The sequence below is a fragment of the Streptomyces sp. NPDC102258 genome, from assembly GCF_055584685.1.
Map to the genome: position 1 here is coordinate 201755 of NZ_JBVJLO010000009.1, position 25664 is coordinate 227418.

The 25664-nt window shown below is 73.6% G+C and carries 20 protein-coding genes and 1 riboswitch; of the genes, 14 read left to right on the plus strand and 6 right to left on the minus strand.

What is annotated here, in order from left to right; all coding sequences use genetic code 11:
- Positions 1–80: 80 nt before the first annotated feature.
- The gene (locus ACZ6ZT_RS17735) at positions 81–1730 is read right to left on the minus strand and encodes a DUF2079 domain-containing protein (protein ID WP_469720081.1); all 1650 of its coding nucleotides are present in this window, start codon (positions 1728–1730) and stop codon (positions 81–83) included.
- Positions 1731–1912: 182 nt separating this feature from the next.
- Between ACZ6ZT_RS17735 and mfd the strand changes: the two genes are divergently transcribed.
- Together mfd and ACZ6ZT_RS17745 are read left to right on the plus strand one after the other, a co-directional pair.
- Positions 1913–5446: a transcription-repair coupling factor gene (mfd, locus tag ACZ6ZT_RS17740; protein WP_469720082.1), complete on the plus strand. Its 3534-nt coding sequence runs from the start codon at positions 1913–1915 to the stop codon at positions 5444–5446.
- 71 nt (positions 5447–5517) lie between these two features.
- Positions 5518–6072 carry a GNAT family N-acetyltransferase gene (locus ACZ6ZT_RS17745; protein WP_469720083.1) on the plus strand — a complete coding sequence of 185 codons (555 nt, stop codon included), beginning with the start codon at positions 5518–5520 and terminating at the stop codon, positions 6070–6072.
- A 1-nt stretch (position 6073) separates the two neighbouring features.
- Here the strand turns inward: ACZ6ZT_RS17745 and ACZ6ZT_RS17750 are convergent, their stop codons facing one another.
- Together ACZ6ZT_RS17750 and ACZ6ZT_RS17755 are read right to left on the minus strand one after the other, a co-directional pair.
- On the minus strand, positions 6074–6931 hold the full coding sequence (locus ACZ6ZT_RS17750; RefSeq protein WP_469720084.1) for a hypothetical protein: 858 nt from the start codon (positions 6929–6931) through the stop codon (positions 6074–6076).
- Positions 6932–6996: 65 nt separating this feature from the next.
- Positions 6997–7770, minus strand: coding sequence for a hypothetical protein (locus ACZ6ZT_RS17755; RefSeq protein WP_469720085.1), 774 nt, complete (start codon positions 7768–7770; stop codon positions 6997–6999).
- A 193-nt stretch (positions 7771–7963) separates the two neighbouring features.
- On the opposite strand from ACZ6ZT_RS17755, the gene ACZ6ZT_RS17760 reads away from it, so the two are divergent.
- Together ACZ6ZT_RS17760 and ACZ6ZT_RS17765 are read left to right on the plus strand one after the other, a co-directional pair.
- Positions 7964–8614, plus strand: a complete 651-nt coding sequence (locus tag ACZ6ZT_RS17760) for a hypothetical protein (RefSeq protein WP_469720086.1) — start codon at positions 7964–7966, stop codon at positions 8612–8614.
- A complete protein-coding gene (locus ACZ6ZT_RS17765; protein WP_469720087.1) occupies positions 8611–10125 on the plus strand; it encodes a protein kinase domain-containing protein in 1515 nt (504 codons plus the stop codon). The genes ACZ6ZT_RS17760 and ACZ6ZT_RS17765 overlap by 4 nt, the downstream gene beginning before the upstream one ends.
- A gap of 34 nt (positions 10126–10159) precedes the next feature.
- Here the strand turns inward: ACZ6ZT_RS17765 and ACZ6ZT_RS17770 are convergent, their stop codons facing one another.
- Positions 10160–12562 (minus strand): YfhO family protein, encoded by a 2403-nt coding sequence (locus ACZ6ZT_RS17770; protein ID WP_469720088.1) that lies wholly within the window; start codon positions 12560–12562, stop codon positions 10160–10162.
- A 177-nt stretch (positions 12563–12739) separates the two neighbouring features.
- Here ACZ6ZT_RS17770 and ACZ6ZT_RS17775 point away from each other — a divergent pair, with 177 nt between their 5' ends.
- Positions 12740–13366 (plus strand): SurA N-terminal domain-containing protein, encoded by a 627-nt coding sequence (locus ACZ6ZT_RS17775; protein WP_469720089.1) that lies wholly within the window; start codon positions 12740–12742, stop codon positions 13364–13366.
- A 122-nt stretch (positions 13367–13488) separates the two neighbouring features.
- Complete coding sequence (locus ACZ6ZT_RS17780) at positions 13489–14496, plus strand: nucleoside triphosphate pyrophosphohydrolase (RefSeq protein WP_469720169.1); 1008 nt, start codon at positions 13489–13491, stop codon at positions 14494–14496.
- A 62-nt stretch (positions 14497–14558) separates the two neighbouring features.
- Here the strand turns inward: ACZ6ZT_RS17780 and ACZ6ZT_RS17785 are convergent, their stop codons facing one another.
- Complete coding sequence (locus ACZ6ZT_RS17785) at positions 14559–15764, minus strand: globin domain-containing protein (protein WP_469720090.1); 1206 nt, start codon at positions 15762–15764, stop codon at positions 14559–14561.
- A gap of 121 nt (positions 15765–15885) precedes the next feature.
- On the opposite strand from ACZ6ZT_RS17785, the gene ACZ6ZT_RS17790 reads away from it, so the two are divergent.
- The 7 genes from ACZ6ZT_RS17790 to ACZ6ZT_RS17820 all read left to right on the plus strand — a co-directional run bounded on the left by ACZ6ZT_RS17790 (position 15886) and on the right by ACZ6ZT_RS17820 (position 23322).
- Positions 15886–17178, plus strand: a complete 1293-nt coding sequence (locus ACZ6ZT_RS17790; protein ID WP_469720091.1) for a cytochrome P450 family protein — start codon at positions 15886–15888, stop codon at positions 17176–17178.
- A 161-nt stretch (positions 17179–17339) separates the two neighbouring features.
- Positions 17340–18386 carry a transglycosylase family protein gene (locus tag ACZ6ZT_RS17795; protein WP_469720092.1) on the plus strand — a complete coding sequence of 349 codons (1047 nt, stop codon included), beginning with the start codon at positions 17340–17342 and terminating at the stop codon, positions 18384–18386.
- Positions 18387–18661: 275 nt separating this feature from the next.
- Positions 18662–18829, plus strand: a riboswitch (cyclic di-AMP (ydaO/yuaA leader).
- Positions 18830–18831: 2 nt separating this feature from the next.
- Positions 18832–19575 (plus strand): transglycosylase family protein, encoded by a 744-nt coding sequence (locus ACZ6ZT_RS17800; RefSeq protein ID WP_469720093.1) that lies wholly within the window; start codon positions 18832–18834, stop codon positions 19573–19575.
- 306 nt (positions 19576–19881) lie between these two features.
- Positions 19882–21168, plus strand: coding sequence for a phosphopyruvate hydratase (eno, locus tag ACZ6ZT_RS17805; protein ID WP_401185177.1), 1287 nt, complete (start codon positions 19882–19884; stop codon positions 21166–21168).
- Between the two features lie 90 nt (positions 21169–21258).
- Positions 21259–21747 (plus strand): FtsB family cell division protein, encoded by a 489-nt coding sequence (locus tag ACZ6ZT_RS17810; protein ID WP_469720094.1) that lies wholly within the window; start codon positions 21259–21261, stop codon positions 21745–21747.
- Positions 21748–21814: 67 nt separating this feature from the next.
- Complete coding sequence (locus ACZ6ZT_RS17815; RefSeq protein WP_469720095.1) at positions 21815–22354, plus strand: DUF501 domain-containing protein; 540 nt, start codon at positions 21815–21817, stop codon at positions 22352–22354.
- Positions 22351–23322 (plus strand): Ppx/GppA phosphatase family protein, encoded by a 972-nt coding sequence (locus ACZ6ZT_RS17820; RefSeq protein WP_469720096.1) that lies wholly within the window; start codon positions 22351–22353, stop codon positions 23320–23322. The genes ACZ6ZT_RS17815 and ACZ6ZT_RS17820 overlap by 4 nt, the downstream gene beginning before the upstream one ends.
- Positions 23323–23476: 154 nt before the next feature.
- Here the strand turns inward: ACZ6ZT_RS17820 and ACZ6ZT_RS17825 are convergent, their stop codons facing one another.
- Positions 23477–23749, minus strand: coding sequence for a type II toxin-antitoxin system Phd/YefM family antitoxin (locus tag ACZ6ZT_RS17825; RefSeq protein ID WP_469720097.1), 273 nt, complete (start codon positions 23747–23749; stop codon positions 23477–23479).
- A gap of 492 nt (positions 23750–24241) precedes the next feature.
- Between ACZ6ZT_RS17825 and ACZ6ZT_RS17830 the strand changes: the two genes are divergently transcribed.
- The gene (locus tag ACZ6ZT_RS17830; protein ID WP_469720098.1) at positions 24242–25627 is read left to right on the plus strand and encodes an NAD(P)/FAD-dependent oxidoreductase; all 1386 of its coding nucleotides are present in this window, start codon (positions 24242–24244) and stop codon (positions 25625–25627) included.
- Positions 25628–25664 lie beyond the last annotated feature (37 nt).

Consider the following 25664-nt stretch of genomic DNA (forward strand, 5'->3'; position numbering starts at 1 on the left):
ACACGCCGGTCCGGGGCCGTCCGCGAGGGCGGCCCCGGGCCGGCGCCGCCGTATCCGGGCCGGCGCCGGGGCCGCCACCCTCAGCGCACCCGCTGGAGCAGGACGACCCCGCCCGCCTCGCCCGCCGGGACGAACCGCGACCGGGGGTGCAGCTGCTCGGCGTAGGCGGCGGGGTCCTCCCCGGCCCAGCCCGAGGTGTTGTCGAAGACCAGGTAGGCCGGGAGCGTGCCCCGGGTGTTGCCGATCCAGAAGACCCGGCAGCGGGAGGTGAGCCGGGACAGCGCGCCGTAGTCGGCCTCCACGGCCACCCCGTCCGGGATCCGCGCGAGCAGCCGTTCGACGGCGGCCACCCGGGCGGGCTTCTCGTACGTGGACCGCTCCCCGAGCCGGGCCGTCGGCAGGCTCGTCGCGCTCAGCGCGAGGGCCGCCGCGAGCAGGGCGCCGGGCAGCTGGACGGCGTACGCGCGCAGCCACGGCCGGCGGGCGCGCCGGGTGGCGTCGAGGGCGTCGGCCAGGGCGAGGAAGACGACCGGCATCAGGACGGCGCTGTAGTGGTAGTCGGTGGACCAGTAGTGCGCGTCCCCCGACAGGAACCGCCAGCCGAGGGTGGGCACGGCCACCAGCAGCAGCGGGGAGCGCAGCGCCAGCAGCCCGGTGGTGGGGAGCAGGACCCAGCCGAGGGTGGTGAGTTTCGTGCCGTGGCCCCGCAGGGGGTTGCCGCCGCCGTCGCCGTCGAGCTTCTCCCAGTAGGCGTAGCCGTCGGCGGCGAAGCCCGGTATCACCACCGTGAAGACGAGTACGGCGGCCAGCACCCCGGCCAGCGCGACGCCGAGCGCGAGCCGGACGGTGCGGCGGTCGGTGCGGCCGTCGCCGCCCCGCGCCCGCCAGGCGACGAGCAGCGCGAGCGCGGCCAGGGTGACCCCGAGGTCCTCCTTGACCAGCAGCAGCGGCAGCGCCCACGCGAGCGCGGCCCGCGGGCGGCGCGCGAGCAGCGCCTCCAGGGAGAAGGCCAGCAGCGGCACCGCGAAGCAGATCTCGTGGAAGTCGAAGTCGACGGCCCGCTGGATCCCCCAGGACAATCCGTACGCCGCCCCCAGCGCGAACCCCCGGGCCCGCCCGAGCAGCCGCACCGAGGCCCGGGTGACGGGCACGGCCGACAGGGCGAAGAGCGCGGCCTGCGCCACCAGCAGGGTGACGGGCCCCGGGAACGCCCGGTAGAACGGGGCGATCAGGGCGATGACGGGGCTGAAGTGGTCGCCGAGGATGAGGAACCCCGGCCCCTTCAGGTCCACCACCGGCGCCTGGAGGTGCGCGTAGGCGCGGACCGCCTGCTCGAAGATGCCGAGGTCCCAGGAGCCCGTCTCCATCCGCCGGTGGCGGGTGACGGAGAGCACGGCGTACGCGAGGAACAGCGCGCAGGCGAGCCCGTACGGGGCCCAGCGCCCGGACCGGCCGGCACCGGCCGGGCCCAGCACCCCGCGCGGACCGCGCACCCGCCCGGCCGGCCCGGCCCCCTCCGCCCGCCGCGGCCCCGGCAGCCGCGGGAACCCGCCGAGGCGCAGGGCTCCGGGCAGGGGCAGGGCTCCGCCCGGCCGCCGGGCGAAGGTCACACGAAGGCCGCCGGCCGGGCGGGAGGCCTCGGCCGGGGCGGGGTTCCCGGGGGCGGGGGCCGGGGTGGTCGGTTCGGGCCCGGGGTCCCGGGCGGTGCGGGGGATCCCGGACGTGGTCATACGGACAGATTGTCATCCCGGACCGGAACGCCCCGCTCCGGGCCGGTGTCCCCCCGCGCGGGCCGCAATCCCCCGCGCGGGCGCCACCCCGGCGTCGTAGGGTGGGAACCCCCGGCCCGTCCTCGTGTCGGGCCCTTCGCGTTGTCCCTCCACGCCCTCCCCCAGGATGGAAAGCCCCCTTCATGAGCCTGCACGGACTGCTCGACGCCGTCACCCGGGATCCCGCGCTCGCCGAGGCGGTCACCGCGGCCGGGGACGGCAACCGCATGCACGTGGACCTCGTCGGCCCGCCCGCCGCCCGGCCCTTCGCGATCGCCGCGCTGGCCGCCCGTACCGAGCGCACCGTGCTCGCGGTCACCGCCACCGGGCGGGAGGCCGAGGACCTCGCGGCGGCGCTGCGCTCGCTGCTGCCGCCCGACGAGGTGGTCGACTACCCGTCCTGGGAGACGCTGCCGCACGAGCGGCTCAGCCCGCGCAGCGACACCGTGGGCCGCCGCATCGCGGTGCTCCGCCGGCTCGCCCACCCCCGCAAGGACGACCCGGCCGCCGGGCCCGTCTCGGTGGTCGTGGCGCCGATCCGCTCGGTGCTCCAGCCGCAGGTCAAGGGGCTCGGGGACCTGGTGCCGGTCAGCCTGCGGCAGGGCCAGAGCACCGACCTCGGGGAGATCACCGCCGCCCTCGCGGCGGCCGCGTACGCCCGCGTCGAGCTGGTCGAGAAGCGCGGCGAGTTCGCCGTGCGCGGCGGCATCCTCGACGTGTTCCCGCCCACCGAGGAGCACCCGCTGCGCGTGGAGTTCTGGGGCGACGAGGTCGAGGAGATCCGTTACTTCAAGGTCGCCGACCAGCGGTCCCTGGAGATCGCCGAACACGGCCTGTGGGCGCCGCCCTGCCGGGAGCTGCTGCTCACCGACGAGGTGCGCGCGCGGGCGGCGGCGCTCGCCGAGGCCCATCCGGAGCTGGGCGAACTGCTCCACAAGATCGCCGAGGGGATCGCGGTCGAGGGCATGGAGTCCCTGGCCCCGGTCCTCGTCGACGACATGGAACTGCTGATCGACGTGCTGCCCGCCGGGGCGATGGCCGTGGTCTGCGACCCCGAGCGGGTCCGGACCCGGGCCGCCGACCTGGTGGCGACCTCGCAGGAGTTCCTGATGGCCTCCTGGGCCGCCACCGCGGGCGGCGGCGAGGCCCCCATCGACGTCGGTGCGGCCTCGCTGCGCGGGATCGCGGACGTCCGCGACCACGCCCGCGAGCTCGGCATGATGTGGTGGTCGGTGTCCCCGTTCGCCGCCGACGACACCGGCCTGAGCACCGACACCCTCAAGCTCGGCATGCACGCCCCCGAGGCCTACCGCGGCGACACCGCCCGCGCGCTCGCCGACACCAAGGGCTGGATCGCCGACGGCTGGCACACCGTCTACCTGACCGAGGGCCACGGCCCGGCCGCCCGTACCGTCGAGGTGCTGGGCGGCGAGGGCATCGCCGCCCGCCTGGAATCCCGGCTGACGGCCCTGGAGCCGGGCATCGTGCACGTCTCCTGCGGCTCCCTCGACAACGGCTTCGTCGACCCGGCGCTGCGACTCGCCGTCCTCACCGAGACCGACCTGACCGGCCAGCGCACCGCGACGAAGGACCTCGGCCGGATGCCGACCCGGCGCCGCAAGTCCATCGACCCCCTCACCCTGGAGGCCGGCGACTACATCGTCCACGAGCAGCACGGCGTCGGCCGCTACGTCGAGATGGTCCAGCGCACCGTCCAGGGCGCCACCCGCGAGTACCTCCTCGTCGAGTACGCGCCCGCCAAGCGCGGCCAGCCCGGCGACCGCCTCTACATCCCCACCGACCAGCTGGAGCAGGTCACCAAGTACGTCGGCGGCGAGGCCCCGACCCTGCACCGGCTCGGCGGCGCCGACTGGACGAAGACCAAGGCGCGCGCGAAGAAGGCCGTCAAGGAGATCGCCGCCGACCTGATCAAGCTGTACAGCGCCCGCATGGCCGCCCCCGGCCACACCTTCGGCCCGGACACCCCCTGGCAGCGCGAACTGGAGGACGCCTTCCCGTACGCGGAGACGCCCGACCAGCTCACCACCATCGCCGAGGTCAAGGAGGACATGGAGAAGTCCGTCCCCATGGACCGGCTGATCTGCGGCGACGTCGGCTACGGCAAGACCGAGATCGCGGTCCGCGCCGCCTTCAAGGCGGTCCAGGACGGCAAGCAGGTCGCCGTCCTCGTGCCGACCACGCTGCTGGTGCAGCAGCACTTCGGGACCTTCTCCGAGCGGTACGCGCAGTTCCCCGTCAGCGTGAAGGCGCTCTCCCGCTTCCAGAGCGACACCGAGTCCAAGGCCACCCTGGAGGGCCTGCGCGAGGGCTCCGTGGACATCGTCATCGGCACGCACCGGCTGTTCTCGCAGGAGACGAAGTTCAAGGACCTCGGCCTGGTCATCGTCGACGAGGAGCAGCGCTTCGGCGTCGAGCACAAGGAGCAGCTGAAGAAGCTGCGCGCCAACGTCGACGTGCTGACGATGTCCGCCACCCCGATCCCGCGCACCCTGGAGATGGCGGTGACCGGCATCCGCGAGATGTCGACGATCACCACCCCGCCGGAGGAGCGCCACCCGGTCCTCACCTTCGTCGGCCCGTACGAGGAGAAGCAGATCGGCGCCGCCATCCGGCGCGAGCTGCTGCGCGAGGGGCAGTGCTTCTACATCCACAACCGGGTCGAGTCCATCGACCGGGCCGCCGCCAAGCTGCGCGAGATCGTGCCCGAGGCGCGGATCGCCACCGCCCACGGCCAGATGTCCGAACAGGCCCTGGAACAGGTCGTCGTGGACTTCTGGGAGAAGAAGTTCGACGTGCTGGTGTCGACGACGATCGTCGAGTCCGGCATCGACATCTCCAACGCCAACACCCTGATCGTGGAGCGCGGCGACAACTTCGGCCTCTCCCAGCTCCACCAGCTGCGCGGCCGGGTGGGCCGCAGCCGCGAGCGCGGGTACGCGTACTTCCTCTACCCGCCGGAGAAGCCGCTGACCGAGACCGCGCACGAGCGGCTCGCCACGATCGCCCAGCACACCGAGATGGGCGCCGGCATGTACGTGGCGATGAAGGACCTGGAGATCCGCGGCGCGGGCAACCTGCTCGGCGGGGAGCAGTCCGGGCACATCGCGGGCGTCGGCTTCGACCTGTACATCCGCATGGTCGGCGAGGCGGTGGCCGACTACCGGGCCGCGGTCGACGGCGGGGTGGAGGAGGAGCCGCCGCTGGAGGTCAAGATCGAGCTGCCGGTCGACGCGCACGTCCCGCACGACTACGCGCCGGGCGAGCGGCTGCGCCTGCAGGCGTACCGGTCCATCGCGGCGGCCAACTCCGAGGCGGACATCAAGGCGGTACGGGAGGAGCTCACCGACCGCTACGGCAAGCTCCCGGAGCCGGTGGAGAACCTGCTGCTGGTGGCGGGGCTGCGGATGCTCGCGCGGGCCTGCGGAGTCGGCGACATCACCCTCCAGGGGCCCAACATCCGCTTCGGACCGGTGGAGCTGCGCGAGTCGCAGGAGCTGCGGCTCAAGCGGCTCTACCCGGGGACGGTGCTCAAGCCGGCCACCTCGCAGGTGCTGGTGCCGCGGCCGAAGACGGCCCGGGTCGGCGGGAAGCCGCTGGTCGGGCGGGAACTGCTGGCCTGGACGGGCGAGTTCCTCACCACGATCCTCGGCTCCTAGCGGCTGCCGGACCGGGGCGCGGTGCAGCGGAGCGCCCCGGTCCGTGTGGCCGGGCTGCCTATCATCGGATGATGGTCTCTTCCGTCCCGCTCCGCTCCGCCGCGACGGCGGACCGTCCCGCCCTGCTCCTGCGCCCCTGGCGGGACGAGGACGTGCCCGCGCTGCGGCGCGCGTACGCGGATCCGGTCCTGCGGCGCCGGACCCGGTACCCCGTCGACAGCGCGTCCGAGGGCCTGATGTTCGTCGAGGACCACGCGCGGGAGTGGGAGCGCGGGACCCGGTTCGGCTTCGCCGTGCTGGAGGAGGAGGCGGGGCTGCTGGTGGGCGCCGCCGCCCTCAAGCGGCCCTCCGCCGCCGGGGCGTCGGCCGAGGTCGGCTACTGGACGGCGGCGTACGCCCGCGGCCGGGGCGTCGCGCCGCGCGCCCTGGAGGCCCTCACCGCCTGGGCGTTCGCGGCCTTCTCCGGCGACGGGCTGGAGCGCCTCGACCTGCTGCACCAGCGGGACAACGAGGCGTCCTGCCGCGTCGCCGTGAAGAGCGGGTACGCCTTCGAGACGGAACTGCCCGCCGCCCCGCCCGAGTTCCCGCTCAGCGGACATCTGCACGTACGGCGCGCGGCGCTCTAGCTCAGATCGCCTCGCCCGCCGGGCCGCCGATCTTCGACAGGTCGAGGACGTCGGAGTCCTGCGGGGACGCCGTGTCGACGGGCACGTCGAAGGCCGAGAACACCGCCTCGCCGTCGGTGTCCCCGCTGACGGTCGACTTCAGCACGTACGGCTTGCCCCGGGTGGCCACGTAGTCGGTCTGCGTGCCCTGCCGGGCCGGGGAGGTGACCGCCAGCGCGGGCGTGCCGTCGATGGTGGTGCTCTCGCCCTTGCGCGCGAGCGGGCTGCCCTTGCCGAAGCCGCCGGTCAGCTTGTCGAGGTCGCAGCTGCCGGTCATCGTGGCGGCGCGCGGGTCGGAGACGGGGATCTTCACCCAGCGGTCGGCGAGCGCGGCGACCATCTGGTCCGTCTGCTTCTGCGAGGTGTGCCGTTCCTTCGCCGCGCCCCGCCAGTAGGCGGCGTCGCCGCGGAAGTGCACCAGCTCGCTCGACTTGATGAGGTCGAGCTTCCCCATCCCGTCGAGGCGGACGGCGCCGTTGCAGTTGCCCTTCTTGTCCAGGGAGAGGTCGATCCGCATCGGCTTGCCCTGGTAGTCGACCCGCGCGGTGACGTGCGCCGACCCGGCCGCGCGGGTGGCCTCGTAGGCCTGGGTGAGGATCTCCTGCCCGGACCGGCCGGTGAGCGAGCCGCCGCCGTTCCCGGCGGACGCCGAGGGCGCGGGTGCGGCGGCGGGCGCGGCCGACGGCGCCCGCGAGGCCCGCGCCTCGCGCCCGGCCGCGGCGGCGCCGCCCGGGCCGCCGGGCAGGCAGGCCGTCAGCCCGCCGCCGAGCAGGGTCGCGGCGGCGAGTACCGCCGCGGTGGTCTTCGTACGGCTGCGCATGCTGGTTCCCCCATGGAAAGACATCGGAACCCCGAGCCTAGGGGCCGTCCTTCCCGCCGCCCCGCTCAGGGGGCGTCGACCACGTCCGGCCCGTCCGGCGCCGCCAGCGGCTGCCCGCCGCCGCCCATGCCGGAGTACTCGGCGCGGGCGAAGTCCGGGCCGCCCTCCTGGCGCTTGATCAGATACGGCGTCCCGTCGGCCAGGACGTGATCGGTGATCTCGACGCCCTTCGGGCCGGTGGACTTGAACACGGCCACCCGCCGGCCGCTGGAGTAGGTGTCGGCGTCCCGGCGGATGTCCGAGCGCTCCGTGAAGAGGGAGGCCGGGAAGCCGGCCGCGCAGAGCGCGGTGAGGTGGGAGAGGGAGGGGTCGTCGGCCTTCGCCTTCATCCAGTGGTCCGCGACGCGGGCGGCCTCCTTCGGACGGTCGGCGAACTGGTCCTGGAGGAAGCCCTGGTCGCCCTTGACGTACAGGAAGTCGCCGTCCGAGTAGAGCTCCGCCGTACCGGCCCTGAAGACGGTGACGGTGCCGCCGCAGTGGCCGTCCTGATCGATTTCCAGGACCGCCGAGAGCTTGCGGCCGCGCCAGGTGGCCCCGACGCGCACGCTCACGTACGGGGCTTGCTCCGTGCGCTGGTAGGCGTCCCTGAGGACGGCGGCCGGGTCCTTCCCGGCGAGCGGGTCCGCGGAGGCGGACGGCGCGGCCGAGGACGGGCCCGCCCCCGGCGCGGCGTCCGCCGCGGCGGACTTCGGCCCGCAGGCCGTGACGGACAGCAGGGCGACGCAGCAGGCGAGCGCCGAAGCGGTCGCGGGCACGGCGGAGCGCGGGGTGGTGCGCATGATGGGATCCCCCCTGGGACGGTGCGCGAGCCCTGAGGCTAACGGGACCCACCCGCCGTCGCACGCGCGTTGTCCGCCGGTCCCGGGCGTGGCGCGAGCCTGCAACGGTTGCGTCCATCCCCTCACGGACGGCCGGAAAGGCTGTATACGCTCAGACCCCGCACCTCTTCCGCACGCCTCGTCAGGAGCACCGATGCACGGCCCCGGCCTCCCGCCGCAGCCCGGCCCCCACGGCCACCGCCCCCTGTCGGGCGGCGATATGACGCTGCGCGTGCTCTTCACGGCGCTGCCCCTGCTGAGCTGCGGTTTCTTCGCGTGGGGGTCGATGCTGCGGCTCGCGATCCTCACCCGCAGGGCCCGGGACTGGGCGCTGCTGGTCGGCAGCGGGGTGCTGATGGTGGTCTGCGTCGCCCTCATCGAGGCGGACCACACGCCCGACACCAGCGGCTGGCAGAGCGACCTGGGCGCCGGTGGCTCGATCCTGACCGGTTTCGCGATCTGCGTGTACTACCTCGTCTGCGACATCCGCCACCACGAGACGAAGGCGCCCGCCCCGGCCGCGCCCTGGTACCCGGCGGCCCCGCAGGCTCCGTACGGCGTGGGGCGGACCACCCCCTCCTACGGCTACCCGCCCGCGCAGAGCCCCGCTACGCCGCCGCCCCCGCAGACCTCCCCGCACACCCCGCCGCCCCGCATCGGGCAGGTCCGCGCCGAACTGGACGAGCTCAGCGAGCTGCTGCGCCGGCAGGACCAGGACCGCCCGCCGCGGCCCGGCCAGCCGCCGCGGCCCGGCGGCCCCTTCCAGGACCCGAACGGCACGGCGATCCAGGACCCGTACCGGTGACGGAGCCCGAACGCCTCATCGGCGAGCGCTACCGGCTCGCCGGCCTCCTCGGCCAGGGCGGCATGGGCCAGGTGTGGACCGCCTACGACCAGCGCCTCGACCGGCGCGTGGCCGTCAAACTGCTGCGCCCCGACAAGGTCGCCGGCCCCGGCTCCGTCGCCGAGGAGCTGCGCCGCCGCTTCGTGCGCGAGTGCCGGGTCACCGCCCAGGTCGACCATCCCGGGCTGGTCACCGTGCACGACGCGGGCAACGACGGTGACGAGCTGTACCTCGTGATGGGGTACGTCGAGGGCTCCGACCTCGCCGACCACCTCGCCGCGCACGACCCGTACCCCTGGCCCTGGGCGGTCGCGGTGGTCGCGCAGCTGTGCGCCGTGCTCTCCGCGGTGCACGCGGTGCCGATCGTCCACCGCGACCTCAAGCCCCGGAACGTGATGGTCCGCCCCGACGGAACCGTCCTGGTCCTGGATCTCGGCGTCGCCTCCGTGATGGACACCGACACCACCCGCCTCACCAGCACCGGCACTCCGATCGGCAGCCCCGCCTACATGGCGCCCGAACAGGCCATGAGCGGCGCGGTCGGCCCGTACACCGACCTGTACGCCCTCGGCGTGCTGCTCTACGAACTCCTCAGCGGCAACGTCCCCTTCGCCGGGTCCACCGCCCTCGGCGTGCTGCACCGCCACCTCTACGAGCCCCCGGCCCCGGTGCGCCCCCAGCGCCCCGAGATACCCCGGGAGCTGGAGGCGCTGATGCTGCGCCTGCTCGCCAAGGACCCGCAGGACCGGCCCGATTCCGCGCAGGAGGTCTACGAGGCCCTCGCGCCGCTGCTCCCGGCCCGCGGCAGCCGCCCCCCGAGCGGCCCCATGGACCCCACCCGCCCCTTCCTGCGCCCTCAGGCACCCTGGCCGGACCGGGCCACCGTGATCCCGCCGCGCCCGGCCGACCCGCCGGCCCCGCCCCGGCCGGACATCCCCGGCGCCGTGGACGAGGCGCGCAAGCTGCTGGACGAGGGGCAGCTCACCCGGGCCGTGGACATCCTCGGCGGCATCCTCCCGGCCGCCGCCGCCGAGCACGGCGAGCACTCGCCGGTGGTCCGCTCCCTGCGCAAGCAGTACGCGGCCACCCTGATGGACGACGGCCAGTTCCGCCGCGCCCTGCCCGAACTGCGCCGCCTCGCCGACGCGTTCCCGGCCGGCGACCCGCAGGCGCTGCGCCTGCGCTACGACGCCGCCCAGTGCCTGGAGCAGCTCGGCGAGCCGGCGGCCGCCCTCGCCGAGTACCGCTCGCTGCTGCCCCTGTTCGAGAACCACTACGCGAACCCCGATCCGGGACTGCCGCTGGAGGTCCGCCGCCGCATCGCGCACCTGCTGCTCTCGCTGGGCGACCGGGCCGCGGCCCACGACACCCTGATGCGGCTGCTGTTCGACGCGGACCGGCTGCACGGGCCGGGCCACCCGCTCCCGGCCGACATCCGCCGCACCCTCCAGTGGCTGGGCCAGGTGCGCTGACCCCGGGCGGCGCCCTGGCCTACGTCATCGCCTCTTACGTCACTGCGCCCCGGCGGCGGCGCCCGGCCGCCAGGCCCAGCACCACCAGCGCCGCCAGTGCGGCCGCCGCCGCGCCCGGCAGCAGGCCCGGCGGCCGGAACGAACAGGCCACGGTGCTGGTGCGGCCGTCCAGCGGCACCGCCAGCAGGCCCAGCCGGGACGAGGCCGGGCGGCCGTCACAGGTCCAGCCCGCCACCGCCGGGACGGCGACGACCGCCGTGCCGGTGCTGCCCGGCGGCAGTGTGGCGCGCAGCCCCGAGGCGGTGACGCGGACCGAGGTGGCGGCGGAGGCGCGCAGGGCCGTCACCGCCCGGTCGAGGCGGGCCCGGTCCAGGCAGGACAGCGCCCACAGCGGCGGGGCCGGCCGGTCGAAGACCAGGTGCGAGGCGGGCCCGCGCGAGGTGCCCAGCGGCTGGAGCGCCGCCCGGTTGCGCGGGGCGTTGCCGTTGAGGCGCAGGGGCGGCCCGTCCGCGAGGCGGGCCGTCGCGTTGTACTCCGGGGCCCACAGGAAGGCCTCCGTTCCCGCCCGGCAGGTCCCGGGCGCGACCGGGTCCTCGTACACCTTCGCGCCCAGCAGCAGTTCCTGGTTGGCGAAGGGCGACTCCCCGTAGGCGAGGCCGGGCGGAGCCGCCGGGTGGACGGTGACCAGCGGGGGGACCTCGGCGCGGGCCACCGTGCCGTCCGGCTTCAGGCGGGCGCCGACCGAGAACACCGCGTCCGTCACCGGGTTGTCGAGGCTCTGCACGTTGCGGCCGCGCGAGGTCCAGCCCGCGCCCAGCGCCTGCATGGTGCGGGTGAACACGTCCGGGGTGTGGCTGCTGTAGTAGGAGCCGCCCTCGCCGCCCAGCAGCATCGGATCGTTGCCCGACAGGGCGGGCCGGCCCGCGTCGGTCCGGTACGCGGGCCAGTCGTCGGCGCCGGCCAGGGCCTCGGCGCGCCGGGCGTGGGCCGCGTTCCAGGAGGGGTAGTCGTCCAGCCCGGCCAGTTTGCCCCGGTGCCCGTACGCGGTCGTCGCCGCGGCCTGCGCCACCAGCGCGAGCGCCAGCAGCCCGGCCGCCGGCAGCACCAGCCGCGGCCGGCGCAGCGCCCACCAGGCGGCGGCCGTCAGGACCAGCCCGGCGCCGAAGAGCGCGTACCCCCAGGTGGTGGCCAGCGCGCTGCCGCTCGCCCACCAGATGGCCGCCGCCAGCACCGCCGCGCCCGCGGCGAGGGCCGACGCCGGCGGTGGCCCGGCGGCCAGCCCGGTCCAGGCGGCGATCACCACGACCCCGGCCAGGACGAAGGTCTGCCGGTACGCGCTGCCGTTCGGGGTGGCGAACAGGTGCCAGACCAGATGGGTCGGCGCCCACTGCAGGGACAGCAGTACCGCCGCCACCAGCCCCGCCCACCCCGCGCGGGTCCGGGCGGGCAGGCCCCGGTGGAAGGGGAGCGCGGCCACCAGCAGCAGCGTGCCGGTGCCGACGAAGACGGCCGGGGAGTTGAAGGAGTACGTCGCCGGCATCAGCCGCGCGAACAGGTCCGGCCACGGCACCGGCCCGAACTGCCGCGACCAGCCCGGATAGGCCTGCTTCGAGCTGAGGAACAGCGGTACGAGGACCGGCGCGGCCAGCCCGATCCCGAGCACCACCGTTCCGGCGGCCCGCCCGATCACCAGGGCCCGCTCGCGCACGCCCTCCCGCGTCAGCACCACCCGTACCAGCAGCACCAGGGCGGCGCCCAGCGTGGCCATGTACGCGGTGTAGAAGTTCGCCGTCCACGACACCGCCACCACCAGTACGCCCAGCACCGGCCGCCGCGCGCTCAGCGCCCACTCGCCGGTCAGGCACAGCAGCGGGAAGGCGATCAGCCCGTCGAGCCACATCGGGTTGTAGGAGGCCTCGATCACCGACCAGCCGCACAGCGCGTACGAGGCGCCCAGCAGCCCGGCCGCCCACCACGGCCCCCGCCGCTGGGTGCGCAGCAGCCAGGCCATCGCCGCCGCGGCGGCCGCCATCTTCAGCACGGTGACCACGTACACCGCGAGGTCGATGTCCTCGCGCGGGAACAGCCCGACCAGCACGGCGAACGGGCTCGTCAGATAGGTCCCGAGGTCGGGCAGGAAGCTGGTGCCGTACCCGGACTGCCAGTTGAAGAGGATCCCGCCGTGCGCCCGCCCGTGCAGCAGGTCCCACAGGTGCGCGTGGAACGGCACGAACTGGTTGCCGAGGTCGTTGACGCTGCGGTGCCGCGGCCCGTACGGGAACACGCGCGCGACCGCGTCCCCGCCGCACACGGCGACGAGGGTGACCAGGGCCGCGCAGGCGGACCCGGCCAGGCCGGGCCGGCGCGCGGAGCGCCGTACGGAGGAGGACGCCGGCCGGTCCGCGGCGCGGTGCGGGGCGAGCTGCTGTGTCGACATGGTGGGGCGACCATCCCAGGAACGGGGGGCCCGGGGGTAGCCGGGGAGTGAACTCGCACCCCAACACCCCCGGAATCGTTGGTCGAAGCGGTGGCCCGGACCACCCTGACTGCATACCATCGATCACCGCACGGCCCTTGTGCACCGACGCACAATCTCCCGGCCCTGGAGGCTCCTTTGCACCGTCGCACAGCGCTCTCCGTCTCCGCCGCCCTGCTCGCGGCGGCCCCCCTGCTGGCCGCCTGCTCGGGCGGGACCCGTCCCGGTACGGCGGCGGTCGTCGGCGGGGAACGCATCACCACCTCCGCGCTTCAGGCCCAGGTCAACGACGTCCGCACGGCGCAGAACCGTTCCGGACAGGGCCCGCAGCTGATCGAGGCCACCGCCGGCCTGGAGCGGCTGAAGCTCAACAAGATGATCCAGACCGCCGTCCTGGAGCGGGCCGCCGACGACGCCGGGCTGAACGTGACGCCCAAGGAGCTCGAAGAGGTGCGCAAGGCGCAGCTCCAGCAGGCGGGCGGGGAGAAGGGCCTCCAGGCGGCGGCGCTCCAGCAGGCGCAGCTGGCGCCGGACCAGCTGGAGGCGGACACCCGCTTCAAGCTGCTGCGCGACAAGCTGTTCGCGCACTACGGCAGCCAGGACAAGGCGCTGGCCAGGCTGGGGGCGGCGGCGAAGGCCCTGCACATCGAGGTGAACCCGCGCTACGGGAAGTGGGACGCGCAGCAGATCATCCTCGCCGACCAGGAGACCCCCTGGATCACCCAGCGCACCCGGCCCGAGCAGCAGGCCCTCGGCGGCGCGTGAGGCGCGGGCGGAGGTAGGTTCGGAGGGTGACCGACCACACCGCCGGACCCGCTTCCGCCCCTTACGCCTCCGCCTCCGCCTCCGCTTCCGTTCCCGCTCCCGCCGAGGCCGGGCCCGGGGCCGTGGGCCGGATCGTGCTGCTGACCGCCAGCCACCGGGTCGCCCCCGGGCTGCTGTCCTGGCCGGCCTGGCAGACCCTGCGCGCCGCCGACCTCGTCCTGTGCGCCGACCCGGACCACCCGCAGCTGCCGTACCTGCGCGAGGCGGGGGTACGGGTGACGGTCGGGGAGGTGCCCGACGCCCAGGCGCTCGTCGGGGCCTGCGCGGGCGGCTGTACGGTCGTGGTGCTTCCCGGCGGCGAGGGGGACCAGCGGCTCACGGACGGTCTGGCCCGGCTCGCCGGGTCCGGCCGCGTCAGCATGCCGGACCTGGAGCTGCTGCCCGGTTCGTACGATCTGCCGGGCGCGCGGCTGCTCGACCTGGTGCAGGTGATGGACCGGGTGCGGCGCGAATGCCCCTGGACCTCCCGGCAGACCCACGCGGGGCTGGCGCCGTACGCCCTTGAGGAGGCCTACGAGCTGGTCGAGGCGATCGAGGACGGGGACCGGGCGGACCTGCGCGAGGAACTCGGCGACGTCCTGCTCCAGGTGGTCTTCCACGCCCGCATCGCACAGGAGGCGGCGACGGAAGAAGAAGGAGAAGGAGAAGGAGAAGAAGGAGAAGGAGACGGAGAAGAAGGGGAGGGGCCCTTCTCCATCGACGATGTCGCCGGCGACCTGGTGGACAAGCTGATCCGCCGCCACCCGCACGTCTTCGGGGACGCGCGCGCCGACTCCCCGGAGGAGGTCCGGGAGCACTGGCAGGCCAGCAAGGCGGTCGAGAAGCGGCGGGAGTCGGTCACCGACGGGATCCCGGTCGCCCAGCCGGCGCTCGCGCTCGCCGCCAAGCTCGCCGGCCGGGCCCGCGCGGGCGGCGTCGGCGTGGAGGTGCCGCGGGGCGAGGGCATCGGTTACGCGCTGCTCGCGCTGGCGGCGAGCGCCGAGGCGGAGGGGACGGACCCCGAGACGGCGCTGCGGGCGGCGGCCCGCGCGTACCGGGACGCGATCCGGGCGGCGGAGGGCGTGGCCTGATCCGGCGGCCGGGCGGCCGGGCGGCCGGGGGCGGGGGCCCCGGAGGCCGAGCCGCGGTCCGGTCAGCCGTCGTGGCGGGGGGCGCGGGCGGCGGGGTCGTGCCAGTGCGGGTCGGGGCGGCTCAGGAACCATTCGCCGAAGCCCAGCGGCCGGGCCCCGGCGGCGCCGACGGCGGGGACGGCGTCGTGGAAGAGCCGCTCGGGCGGGGCGCCGAGTTCCTCCAGGAGGTGGGCGGTCTCCTCCACGAACCGCGGGGGCCCGCTGAGATAGACGTCCTGCTCCCGCCACAGGCCCCGGTGGCCGAGGGCGGTGGCGAGGCGGTCGGTGGCCTGGTTGCGGTGCCGCCCGGGGGCGGGGGTGATGTAGGTGACGGCGAGCCACCCGCAGGAGGCGGCGTACGCGTCGATGAGCGGGCGGTCGTAGAGGTGGGCGCCGTCCCGGGCCACCACGAAGAGGCGTACGTCCTGATCGGGAGGGCGCTCGGCCAGGTCCTCCAGCAGCGCCCGGACCGGCGCCCAGCCGGTGCCGGCGGCGATCAGGGTCAGGGGGCGGTCGGCCCGGCGCAGGACCAGGTCGCCGCCGGGGGCGCCGAGCCGCAGCGGCTCGCCCGGCCGGACCTCGCGGACCAGGGCGGTGCTGAGCCGGCCGCCCTCGATCCGGCTGACGTGCAGGTCGACGGTGGTGTCGGGGCGGGGCGCGTTGCCGAGGGAGTACGTGCGCCAGGTGGTCGGGACCCGCTCGCTGCTCACGCTGACGTACTGGCCCGGCCGGTAGGGGAGCGGGGCGTGCGGGCGCAGGGTCAGGACGCCTATGTCCTCCCCGTACCGCAGGTGGCGCACCACCTCGGCGTCCCACCAGGGAGGTTCGTCGCTCTCCCGGGCGCCGGCCGTCATGGTGTCGGCGATGAACTGGTAGGCCTCGCTCCACGCCTTCTCGACGTCGGGGGTCCAGGCCGCGCCGGAGGTCTCGGCGAGGGCGGCGAGCAGGGAGGCGCCGACGGCGGTGTAGTGCTCGGGGCCGACGAGGAACTTGCGGTGGTCGCGTCCGAGGTCGCGTAGATAGGGGACGGAGCTCCCGCTCTCCAGGCGGGTCAGGATCTGGGTGAGCGCGGCGAAGAGCCGGTCGCGCTGGCGTTCCATGTCCGCGGGGGAGGCGGGGAAGAGGGCCCGGAGTCCGGGGTTGTGCCAGAAGAGGTGGGAGTAGAAGTACTTGACCGCGTGCTCGGCCCGTCGCTCCACCACCGCGAAACTGCGTTTCAAGATCCTCACATCCACAAGTCCGAAAGTAGGAACGCCGGACCGAGCGAGGTCAAGCGTCGGCCGATCTACGGACAGCCGCGGCGAACCACCTATTTGGGGTGGCGGCTTCCGGCCGGGATAACGTCATCGGGTGCATGAGCAGACCTCCCCGCCCCCCGCCGATCCCGCCGCCCCCCAGGGCCCGACGCTCTTCGACTGGGAGTTCGCGACCGACCCCTACCCGGCCTACGCCTGGCTGCGCGAGCACTCCCCGGTGCACCGCACCAAGCTCCCCAGCGGGGTCGAGGCCTGGCTCGTGACCCGGTACGCAGACGCCCGCCAGGCCCTCGCCGACCAACGGCTGAGCAAGAATCCGGCCCACCACGCGGAACCCGCTCACGCCAAGGGCAAAACGGGGATCCCCGGGGAGCGCAAGGCGGAGCTGATGACGCACCTGCTGAACATCGACCCGCCGGACCACACCCGGCTGCGGCGGCTGGTGTCGAAGGCGTTCACCCCGCGCCGGGTCGCCGAGTTCACCCCGCGCGTGCAGGAGCTCACCGACCATCTGATCGACAAGATCGTGGAGAAGGCGGGGGACGCGGCCGTCGGCGAGGCCGATCTCATCCATGAGTTCGCCTTCCCGCTCCCCATCTACGCCATCTGCGAGATGCTCGGCGTCCCGCGCGAGGACCAGGACGACTTCCGCGACTGGGCCGGGATGATGATCCGGCACGGTGGCGGCCCGCGCGGCGGAGTGGCCCGCTCGGTGAAGCGGATGCGGACGTATCTCGGGGAACTCATCCACCGCAAGCGGGACGATCCGGGCGATGACCTCATCTCGGACCTGATCCGCGCGAGCGACCACGGGGACCACCTCACGGAGGCGGAGGCCACCGCGATGGCCTTCATCCTGCTCTTCGCCGGCTTCGAGACCACGGTGAACCTGATCGGCAACGGGCTGCACGCCCTCTTCATGAACCCGGAGCAGCGCACCCGCCTCCAGGACTCCCTCGCGGCGGGCGAGAGCGCCCTGCTGGAGACCGGCATCGAGGAACTCCTGCGCTACGACGGCCCGGTGGAGCTCGCCACCTGGCGGTTCGCCACCGAGCCGCTGGCCCTCGGCGGGCAGGACATCGCCGCCGGGGACCCCGTCCTGGTGGTCCTCGCGGCGGCCGACCGCGACCCCGACCGGTTCGCGGACCCGGACACCCTGGACCTCTCCCGGAGTGACAATCAGCACCTTGGCTACGGCCACGGGATCCACTACTGCCTCGGCGCGCCGCTGGCCCGTCTCGAAGGCCAGACGGCGCTCGCGACTTTGCTGACGCGTCTGCCGGATCTGGAACTTGCCGTTCCCCCTACGGACCTGCGCTGGCGCGGCGGACTCATCATGCGGGGCCTGCGCACGCTGCCGGTCCGCTTCACACCCCGAAACGGTTGAGCCGTCCCGGCGGTACCGGTCGGCGCCGCGGCCGCGCCGTGACGGGGCGCCACCGTACGGCCGGCTGACCGGAAGTCAGTCGGGGGCCCGAACTTGTGACATGCGTTCGAAGGGGGCTAGGTTCTGCCGTTACCCAGCCGTTATGCGAAAGGTGCAGCCTCATGCGTTCCGGGAACGGCCGCCACAGACGTCCCCGCCAGGTACCCGCCCTGGTCGTCACCGCCGGGGTCACCGGCTCCGCCCTGGCCCTGCCGCTGCTCGCGGCGGGCGGCGCGAGCGCCGCCGACACCGCCACCTGGGACAAGGTCGCCGACTGCGAGAGCGGCGGCACCTGGAGCGCCGACTTCGGCAGCGGGGCGTACGGCGGGCTCCAGTTCACCCTGGAGCAGTGGAAGAACGCGGGCGGCCTCGCCTACGCCGAGCGCCCGGACCTCGCGAGCCGCTCCCAGCAGATAGCCGTCGCCGAACGGGTGCTGGCCTCCCAGGGTCCCCAGGCGTGGCCGCTGTGCTCCGCCTCGGCCGGACTGACCCAGCAGGGCCCGGCCGCCCAGGTCGACCCGGGCAACACCCCGGGACCGGTGGCCCCCTCCCCGTCCCGGCCGGACAGCGCGGTGCCCCCCACCGGCTCCGGCGGGCGTCCGACCGACTTCGGCGCCCCCACCCCGCAGCCGGGCTCCTCGCCCTCCACCGGCCCGAGCGGCCTGCCGGACTACCCGCTGGGCCCCACCACCGGACTGCCCGTCATGCCCGACCCGGACTACTCGGTGCCCTCCACCGACCCGAGCGTGCCGCCGGCCACACCTCCGGCCTCCCCGGCCGCGCCCGCCACCCCGGCGACCCCCACCGCCCCGGCCACCCCGACGACTCCGGCCGGCCCCTCCGCCCCGGCGGACCCGACGGCCCCGGCCGTCCCGGGAGCCACGCCCGGAGCCACTCCCTCGGCCCCGGCCGGGGAGCAGGCCGACGGCGCGGGCAAGCACCGCGGCCCGGCGGCCGTCGAACTGCCGGCCGCGGCCCGGACGGCGTCGGGCACGGCCGCCGCGGAGCCCTCGTACACGGTGAAGCCGGGCGACAGCCTCACCGCCATCGCGGACGCCAACGGCCTCACGGGGGGCTGGAACGCTCTCTACCAGGCCAACGAGCAGGTCATCGGCGGGGACGCGGACCTCATCAAGCCGGGCCAGAACCTGGATCTAACCAAGGAATAGCGGCAGTTCGGACACCCTTAAAGAGCTGAATGTCCGTTATCGGCAAGTGAGACATGCGTCTCTTCCGGTCAACTGGCGTGTCTCGTTCCGGAACTTCCGCAAACCCCGTTCTCACCTGCGCAAACGTGCTCTTGAGGAACGCAAGTAGGCCGGTTTCTCCCTGATGTCGCGCGTTGAACATCGGGGAGAGACCTGTCTACCTTCTGAATCGCTCGCCACCGCGGGCTCCTTCGACCGCATCGCCGAATCCTGCCGGCGGACGGAGGGAACAGTCGTCGCGTCAAGCGCCGAAGGCAGGAGCGGGGGAACCAAGGTAGGCGCCGGGCAAGGCCGTTCAGACGGCCGCGACCGGCTAGGGGTTAAGCCACGTGCTCGACACGTGACCGGGCAACTCATCCGCCCGAACCCGACAGCTCACCTCGAAGGCGTCGGTGAGGAGAACTCCATGCTGCTTTCCGGCAAGGGCAAGCACCGCCGCGGCTCCAAGGCCGTCCGCATCGTCACGCTCGCCGGTGTCGCCGGTGTCGCCGTCGCGGCCCCTCTGATGGCCGCTGGCTCCGCCAGCGCCGCCACCGCGTCCGAGTGGGACAAGGTCGCCTCCTGCGAGTCCGGCGGCAACTGGTCGATCAACACGGGCAACGGCTTCTACGGCGGCCTGCAGTTCACGTCCTCCACGTGGGCCGCGTACGGCGGCAAGGCGTACGCCGCGCAGGCCAACCAGGCCTCCAAGTCGCAGCAGATAGCCATCGCCGAGAAGGTCCTCAAGGGCCAGGGCAAGGGCGCCTGGCCGTCCTGCGGCGTCGGCCTGTCCAACTCCTCGTACAGCGGCGGCGGCTCGACCACCACCCCGTCGAAGCCGAAGCCCGAGACGAAGCCCGAGGCCGCGAAGCCCGCGAAGCCCGCTCCCGTCAAGCCGGCCACCCCGAAGGCGGAGACCAAGCGCCCGTCCGAGGCCCCGGTCACCCGCTCCGAGCGCTCCGAGGCCCCGGCGCCGGTGAAGACCGCCCCGCAGTCCGGCACCGTGAAGACCGGCAACGGCTCGTACGAGGTCAAGGAGGGCGACACCCTCGGCACCATCGCCCAGGCCAACGGCGTCAAGGGCGGCTGGGAGAAGGTCTTCGAGCTCAACAAGGACATCGTCGACGACGCCGACCTGATCTTCCCGGGGCAGAAGCTGAAGCTCAGCTGAATTCCCGGGCAACACCCGCGGTACCCGTAACACCCGCAGCACCCTCCGCCGCCCGGCACGTGTCCCCCACGCGCCGGGCGGCGGCGTGCTGTCCGTGGCCGCGGGCCTTCCGGTGTCCTCCGGCGCCCTTCGGGCGGGCTCGACCGCGAGCCGTATGTCCGGGAAGGCGGGTATTCGGACCCTTTTTCGTCCCAGGACCCGGGCGGTCGGACGGTCGAGTGCCCGGAGCCGGTTAGGCTCTAGTCGGCAAGGCCGTCCGACGGCCAGACATGCCACCGCACACCCAGCGTCACATCCCAGAAGGAGATGCTCGTGCCGTCCATCGACGTCGTCGTAGCCCGGGAAATCCTGGACTCCCGAGGCAACCCCACGGTCGAGGTCGAGGTGGGCCTCGACGATGGCAGCACCGGCCGTGCTGCAGTCCCGTCCGGCGCCTCCACCGGAGCGTTCGAGGCCATCGAGCTCCGCGACGGTGACCCCAACCGTTACATGGGCAAGGGTGTCGAGAAGGCCGTCCTCGCCGTCATCGAGCAGATCGGCCCGGAGCTCGTCGGCTACGACGCCACCGAGCAGCGGCTGATCGACCAGGCCATGTTCGACCTGGACGCCACCGACAACAAGGCCTCGCTCGGCGCCAACGCCATCCTCGGCGTCTCCCTCGCCGTCGCGCACGCCGCGTCCGAGGCCTCGGACCTGCCGCTGTTCCGCTACCTGGGCGGCCCGAACGCGCACCTGCTGCCCGTTCCGATGATGAACATCCTGAACGGTGGGTCGCACGCCGACTCCAACGTCGACATCCAGGAGTTCATGATCGCCCCGATCGGCGCGGAGTCCTTCTCCGAGGCGCTGCGCTGGGGCGCCGAGGTCTACCACACCCTCAAGAAGGTCCTGCACACCAAGGGCCTGTCCACCGGCCTCGGCGACGAGGGCGGCTTCGCCCCGAACCTGGAGTCCAACCGCGCCGCGCTCGACCTCATCGTCGAGGCCATCAAGCAGGCCGGCTACGTCCCGGGCAAGGACATCGCGCTCGCGCTCGACGTCGCCGCGTCCGAGTTCTACAAGGACGGCAAGTACGAGTTCGAGGGCCAGTCCCGCTCGGCCGCCGAGATGACCGAGTACTACGAGGAGCTCGTCTCCGCGTACCCGATGGTCTCCATCGAGGACCCGCTGTACGAGGACGACTGGGCCGGCTGGAAGACCCTCACCGACAAGCTGGGCTCCAAGGTCCAGATCGTCGGCGACGACCTCTTCGTCACCAACCCGGAGCGTCTGGCCCGCGGCATCGAGGAGGGCTCCGCGAACGCCCTGCTCGTGAAGGTGAACCAGATCGGTTCGCTGACCGAGACCCTGGACGCCGTCGAGATGGCCCAGCGCAACGGCTTCAAGTGCATGATGTCGCACCGTTCCGGCGAGACCGAGGACGTCACCATCGCCGACCTCGCCGTCGCCGTGAACTGCGGCCAGATCAAGACCGGCGCCCCGGCCCGCTCGGACCGCGTCGCCAAGTACAACCAGCTGCTGCGCATCGAGGAGATCCTCGACGACGCCGCCGTGTACGCGGGCCGCTCCGCCTTCCCCCGCTTCAAGGGCTAATCCCGATCCAGCCTCCGTACGTCCCCGCACTCGGTCCCGTACCGTGTGCGGGGACGTATTGCGTAGGGCGCGCACAGGGGAGGCGGGATCATGGCCGGGAACCGGGACCGGTTCTCCACCTTCTCGACGGCGACCCGGCTGAGGCAGCTCGGCGAACGGACCGCCGCGCACGTCTACCGCTCGCAGTCGCGCCGGGTCGTCCGGCGCAGCCGCCTCACCGGCCGGGCGGCCCTGCTGGTGCTCGTCCTCTGTACCCTGGTCGTCGCCCTCGCGTATCCGATGCGCCAGTACGTCTCCCAGCGCTCGGAGATCGCGGACCAGCAGCGGGCCGCCGCCGACGCGCGCAGGCGCCTCGACCAGCTCCGCGACGAGAAGGCCCGCTGGCAGGACCCCGCCTACGCGGAGCAGCAGGCCCGCAGGCACCTGCACTTCCTGCGCCCGGGGGAGGTCGGCTACATCATGACCGACCCCGGATCGGGCGCTGCGGAACACCGCCGCGGCGGACAGAACGGGGCCGAGCGGCCCTGGTACTCCAACGTCTGGGACGGCGTCGACAAGGCCGACCGCCCCGGCGAGTGAGCCCCGCGCGCCCGCCCGTCCCGCCCGCACCCACCCATCCACGAGAACGAAGAGACTCCCTCCAGGCATGCAGACGCCCCCGCCCCAGACCGACCGGACCGAGCCGACCGACGCGGACATCGAGGCGTTCGAGCAGCAGCTCGGCCGCCCCCCGCGCGGGCTGCGCGCCATCGCGCACCGCTGCCCCTGCGGGCAGCCGGACGTCGTGGAGACCGCCCCGCGGCTGCCCGACGGCACCCCCTTCCCGACGCTGTACTACCTGACGTGCCCCCGGGCGGCCTCCGCCATCGGCACGCTGGAGGCCAACGGCGTCATGAAGGAGATGCAGGCCCGCCTCGCGGAGGACCCCGAGCTGGCCGCCGCGTACCAGGCCGCGCACGAGGACTACATCCGGCGCCGGGACGCCATCGAGGTGCTCCAGGGCTTCCCGAGCGCCGGCGGCATGCCGGACCGGGTCAAGTGCCTGCACGTGCTGGTCGGCCACTCGCTGGCGGCCGGCCCGGGGGTGAACCCGTTCGGCGACGAGGCCCTGGCGATGCTGCCCGAGTGGTGGGCCAAGGGCGCCTGCGTGACCCCGTGCGCGGAGCGCGCTGAGGCCGCGGAGTGACCCGGGTCGCGGCCGTCGACTGCGGTACGAACTCCATCCGCCTGCTCGTCGCCGACCTGGACCCGGCCACCGGTGAGCTGACCGAGCTGGACCGCCGGATGACCGTCGTCCGCCTCGGCCAGGGCGTCGACCGCACCGGCCGGCTGGCCCCGGAGGCGCTGGAGCGCACCTTCGCGGCCTGCCGCGACTACGCGGCGGTGATCAAGGAGCTGGGCGCCGAGCGGGTGCGTTTCGTGGCCACCTCGGCCTCGCGCGACGCCGAGAACCGCGAGGAGTTCGTACGGGGCGTCGTGGACATCCTCGGCGTCGAGCCGGAGGTGATCTCCGGCGACCAGGAGGCGGAGTTCTCCTTCACCGGCGCCACCAAGGAGCTGACCGGCCGCACCGACCTGGAACGGCCGTTCCTGGTGGTGGACATCGGCGGCGGCTCGACGGAGTTCGTGGTCGGCGGGGAGCACGTGGAGGCCGCGCGCTCGGTGGACGTGGGCTGCGTCCGGATGACCGAACGCCACCTGGTCGTGGACGGCGAGGTCACCGACCCGCCGACTCCGGCGCAGGTCGCCGCCCTGCGCGCCGACATCGAGGCGGCGCTGGACCTGGCCGCCGAGACGGTCCCGCTGGCGCGGGCCCGCACGCTGGTGGGCCTGGCGGGCTCGGTGACCACGGTCGCCGCCATCGCCCTGGACCTGCCGGAGTACGACAGCACGGCGATCCACCACGCCCGCGTCCCCTACGAGCGGGTCCGCGAGATCAGCGAGCGCATGCTGACCTCGACCCACGCCGAACGCGCCGCGATCCCGGTGATGCACCCGGGCCGCGTCGACGTGATCGGCGCCGGCGCCCTGGTCCTCCTCGCCATCATGGAACGCACGGGCGCCACCGAGGTCGTCGTCTCGGAACACGACATCCTGGACGGCATCGCCTGGTCCGCCGCCGACGCGGTGGAGACGGAGAAGCCGGGGCCCTGACGCGCCGTTGTGTTGCGCCGCGGCGCTCTGGTGAGCCGACCAGAGCGCCGCGGTCGCGTTCGGATGGCGCGGTGGACGTGGCGGCGGTCACCGGCCGTGACGATGAGGACGACGAGCTCGCCGTCCAGCCCCGCAGTGGAACGGAACGCGTACTTCACGCCGGGCCGCCGCCTCGTTCCGTGAACAGGTCGGCGAGCAGGGCGGCCATCGTCGCCGTGGGGCCGCCCCCGGCCAGAACCGCCTCGGCCTCGCGGGCGAGCAGCTCGTCGGCCGCGTCTTCCAGTGCGCGGAAGTCGGCGATGGGGACGAGGGCCGCCACGGGGGCGCCATCGCGCGTGATGACGGTCGGGGAGCCCTGCTCGGCGCGGTTGATGTGGTCGGCGAGGTGGGCACGCGCTTCGCGCACGGTCACGACGTTCTCACTCATGGCCTCAGTGTGCGCTTGCGGCCTGCACCCACGCTGAAGCTCGGGTTCCGCCCGGTGGGTGGGTCGTGGGGTGGGGGAGGGCGGGACGGGTGTGGGCCGTGCGGGGGTGGTGTGGACGATCTTCGGGGGGCCGGAGGGCTTCCGGTCGTACGAAGTTCGTGAAGTTCTTCACAAGAGAAAGCCCCTCGGTCGGTCAACAGAAGGGCCGTTCGAGGGGTTTCGGGGGGTCGCAGGGCCGTTTCTCCGTGCGTTTGTGTGAAGAAGGCAGGCGACGGGTTTCGTATCGGAGGTAGGGACGAAGGCCGGTGGTCCAGTCCGGTCCGGGCCTCGGAGGCCAGTTCAGGACGGGTGAACAACGATCTTCGGGGGGCTGTGGTTCCCGTCGCGCGTCATGATCTGGGTCACGTGGGCGGCGCAGTGTAGCAGAGGCCCCGTAGCACCTTGTGAAGGGGCTCACGAGCGTCACCCCTGAGGGTGCTGGATACTCGTTGCATGAGCACCACGGAGCGTCCCAGGATCCTCGTTGTAGGAGGTGGGTACGTAGGCCTGTACGCAGCCAAGCGCATCATGAAGAAGATGCGCTACGGCGAGGCGACCGTCACGGTCGTCGACCCGCGCTCGTACATGACCTACCAGCCCTTCCTCCCCGAAGTGGCCGCAGGCAGCATCTCGCCTCGGCACGTCGTCGTACCGCTGCGACGCGTGCTGCCCAAGGCAGAGGTCCTCACCGGCCGGGTCACGACCATCGACCAGGACCGCAAGGTCGCCGTCGTCACGCCGCTGGTCGGCGAGGCGTACGAGCTGCCCTTCGACTACCTGGTGATCGCGCTCGGCGCCGTCTCGCGCACCTTCCCGATCCCCGGCCTCGCCGAACAGGGCATCGGCATGAAGGGCGTGGAAGAGGGCATCGGCCTGCGCAACCACGTCCTCGAACAGCTCGACAAGGCCGAGTCCACGACGGACGAGAACGTCCGCCGCAAGGCGCTCACCTTCGTCTTCGTCGGCGGCGGCTTCGCCGGCGCCGAGACGATCGGCGAGGTCGAGGACATGGCCCGCGACGCCGCGAAGTACTACTCCACGATCAAGCGCGAGGACATGCGCTTCATCCTGGTCGACGCGGCCGACAAGATCCTCCCCGAGGTCGGGCCCAAGCTCGGCACCTGGGGCAAGGAGCACCTTGAGTCGCGCGGCATCGAGATCTACCTGAACACCTCCATGGACTCCTGCGTGGACGGCCACGTGGTGCTGAAGAACGGCCTTGAGGTCGACTCCAACACCATCGTCTGGACCGCCGGCGTCAAGCCCAACCCGGTCCTGGCCCTCTATGGCCTGCCGCTCGGCCCCCGCGGCCACGTGGACGCCGAGCCGACCCTCCAGGTCAAGGGCACCGACTACATCTGGACCGCCGGCGACAACGCCCAGGTTCCCGACATGGCCGCCCGCAAGGCCGGCGTCGAGAACGCCTGGTGCCCGCCGAACGCCCAGCACGCGCTGCGCCAGGCCAAGGTCCTCGGCGACAACGTCATCTCCGGCATGCGCGGCTTCCCGCAGTCGGAGTACTCGCACTCCAACAAGGGTGCGGTGGCGGGCCTCGGCCTCCACAAGGGCGTCGCGATGATCGTCATGGGCAAGATGAAGATCAAGCTCAAGGGCCGGCTCGCCTGGTACATGCACCGTGGCTACCACGGCATGGCCATGCCGACCTGGAACCGCAAGATCCGCGTCTTCGCCGACTGGACCCTCGGCATGTTCCTCAAGCGCGAGGTCGTCTCCCTCGGTGCGCTGGAGACCCCGCGCGAGGAGTTCTACGAGGCCGCCAAGCCGGCCCCGGCTCCGGCCGCCGCGACCGCTCCGGCCGCGAAGGCCAAGGCCTCCTGACCCGGCGCACGCCGCCGGGAACCTGAGCAGTACCGCA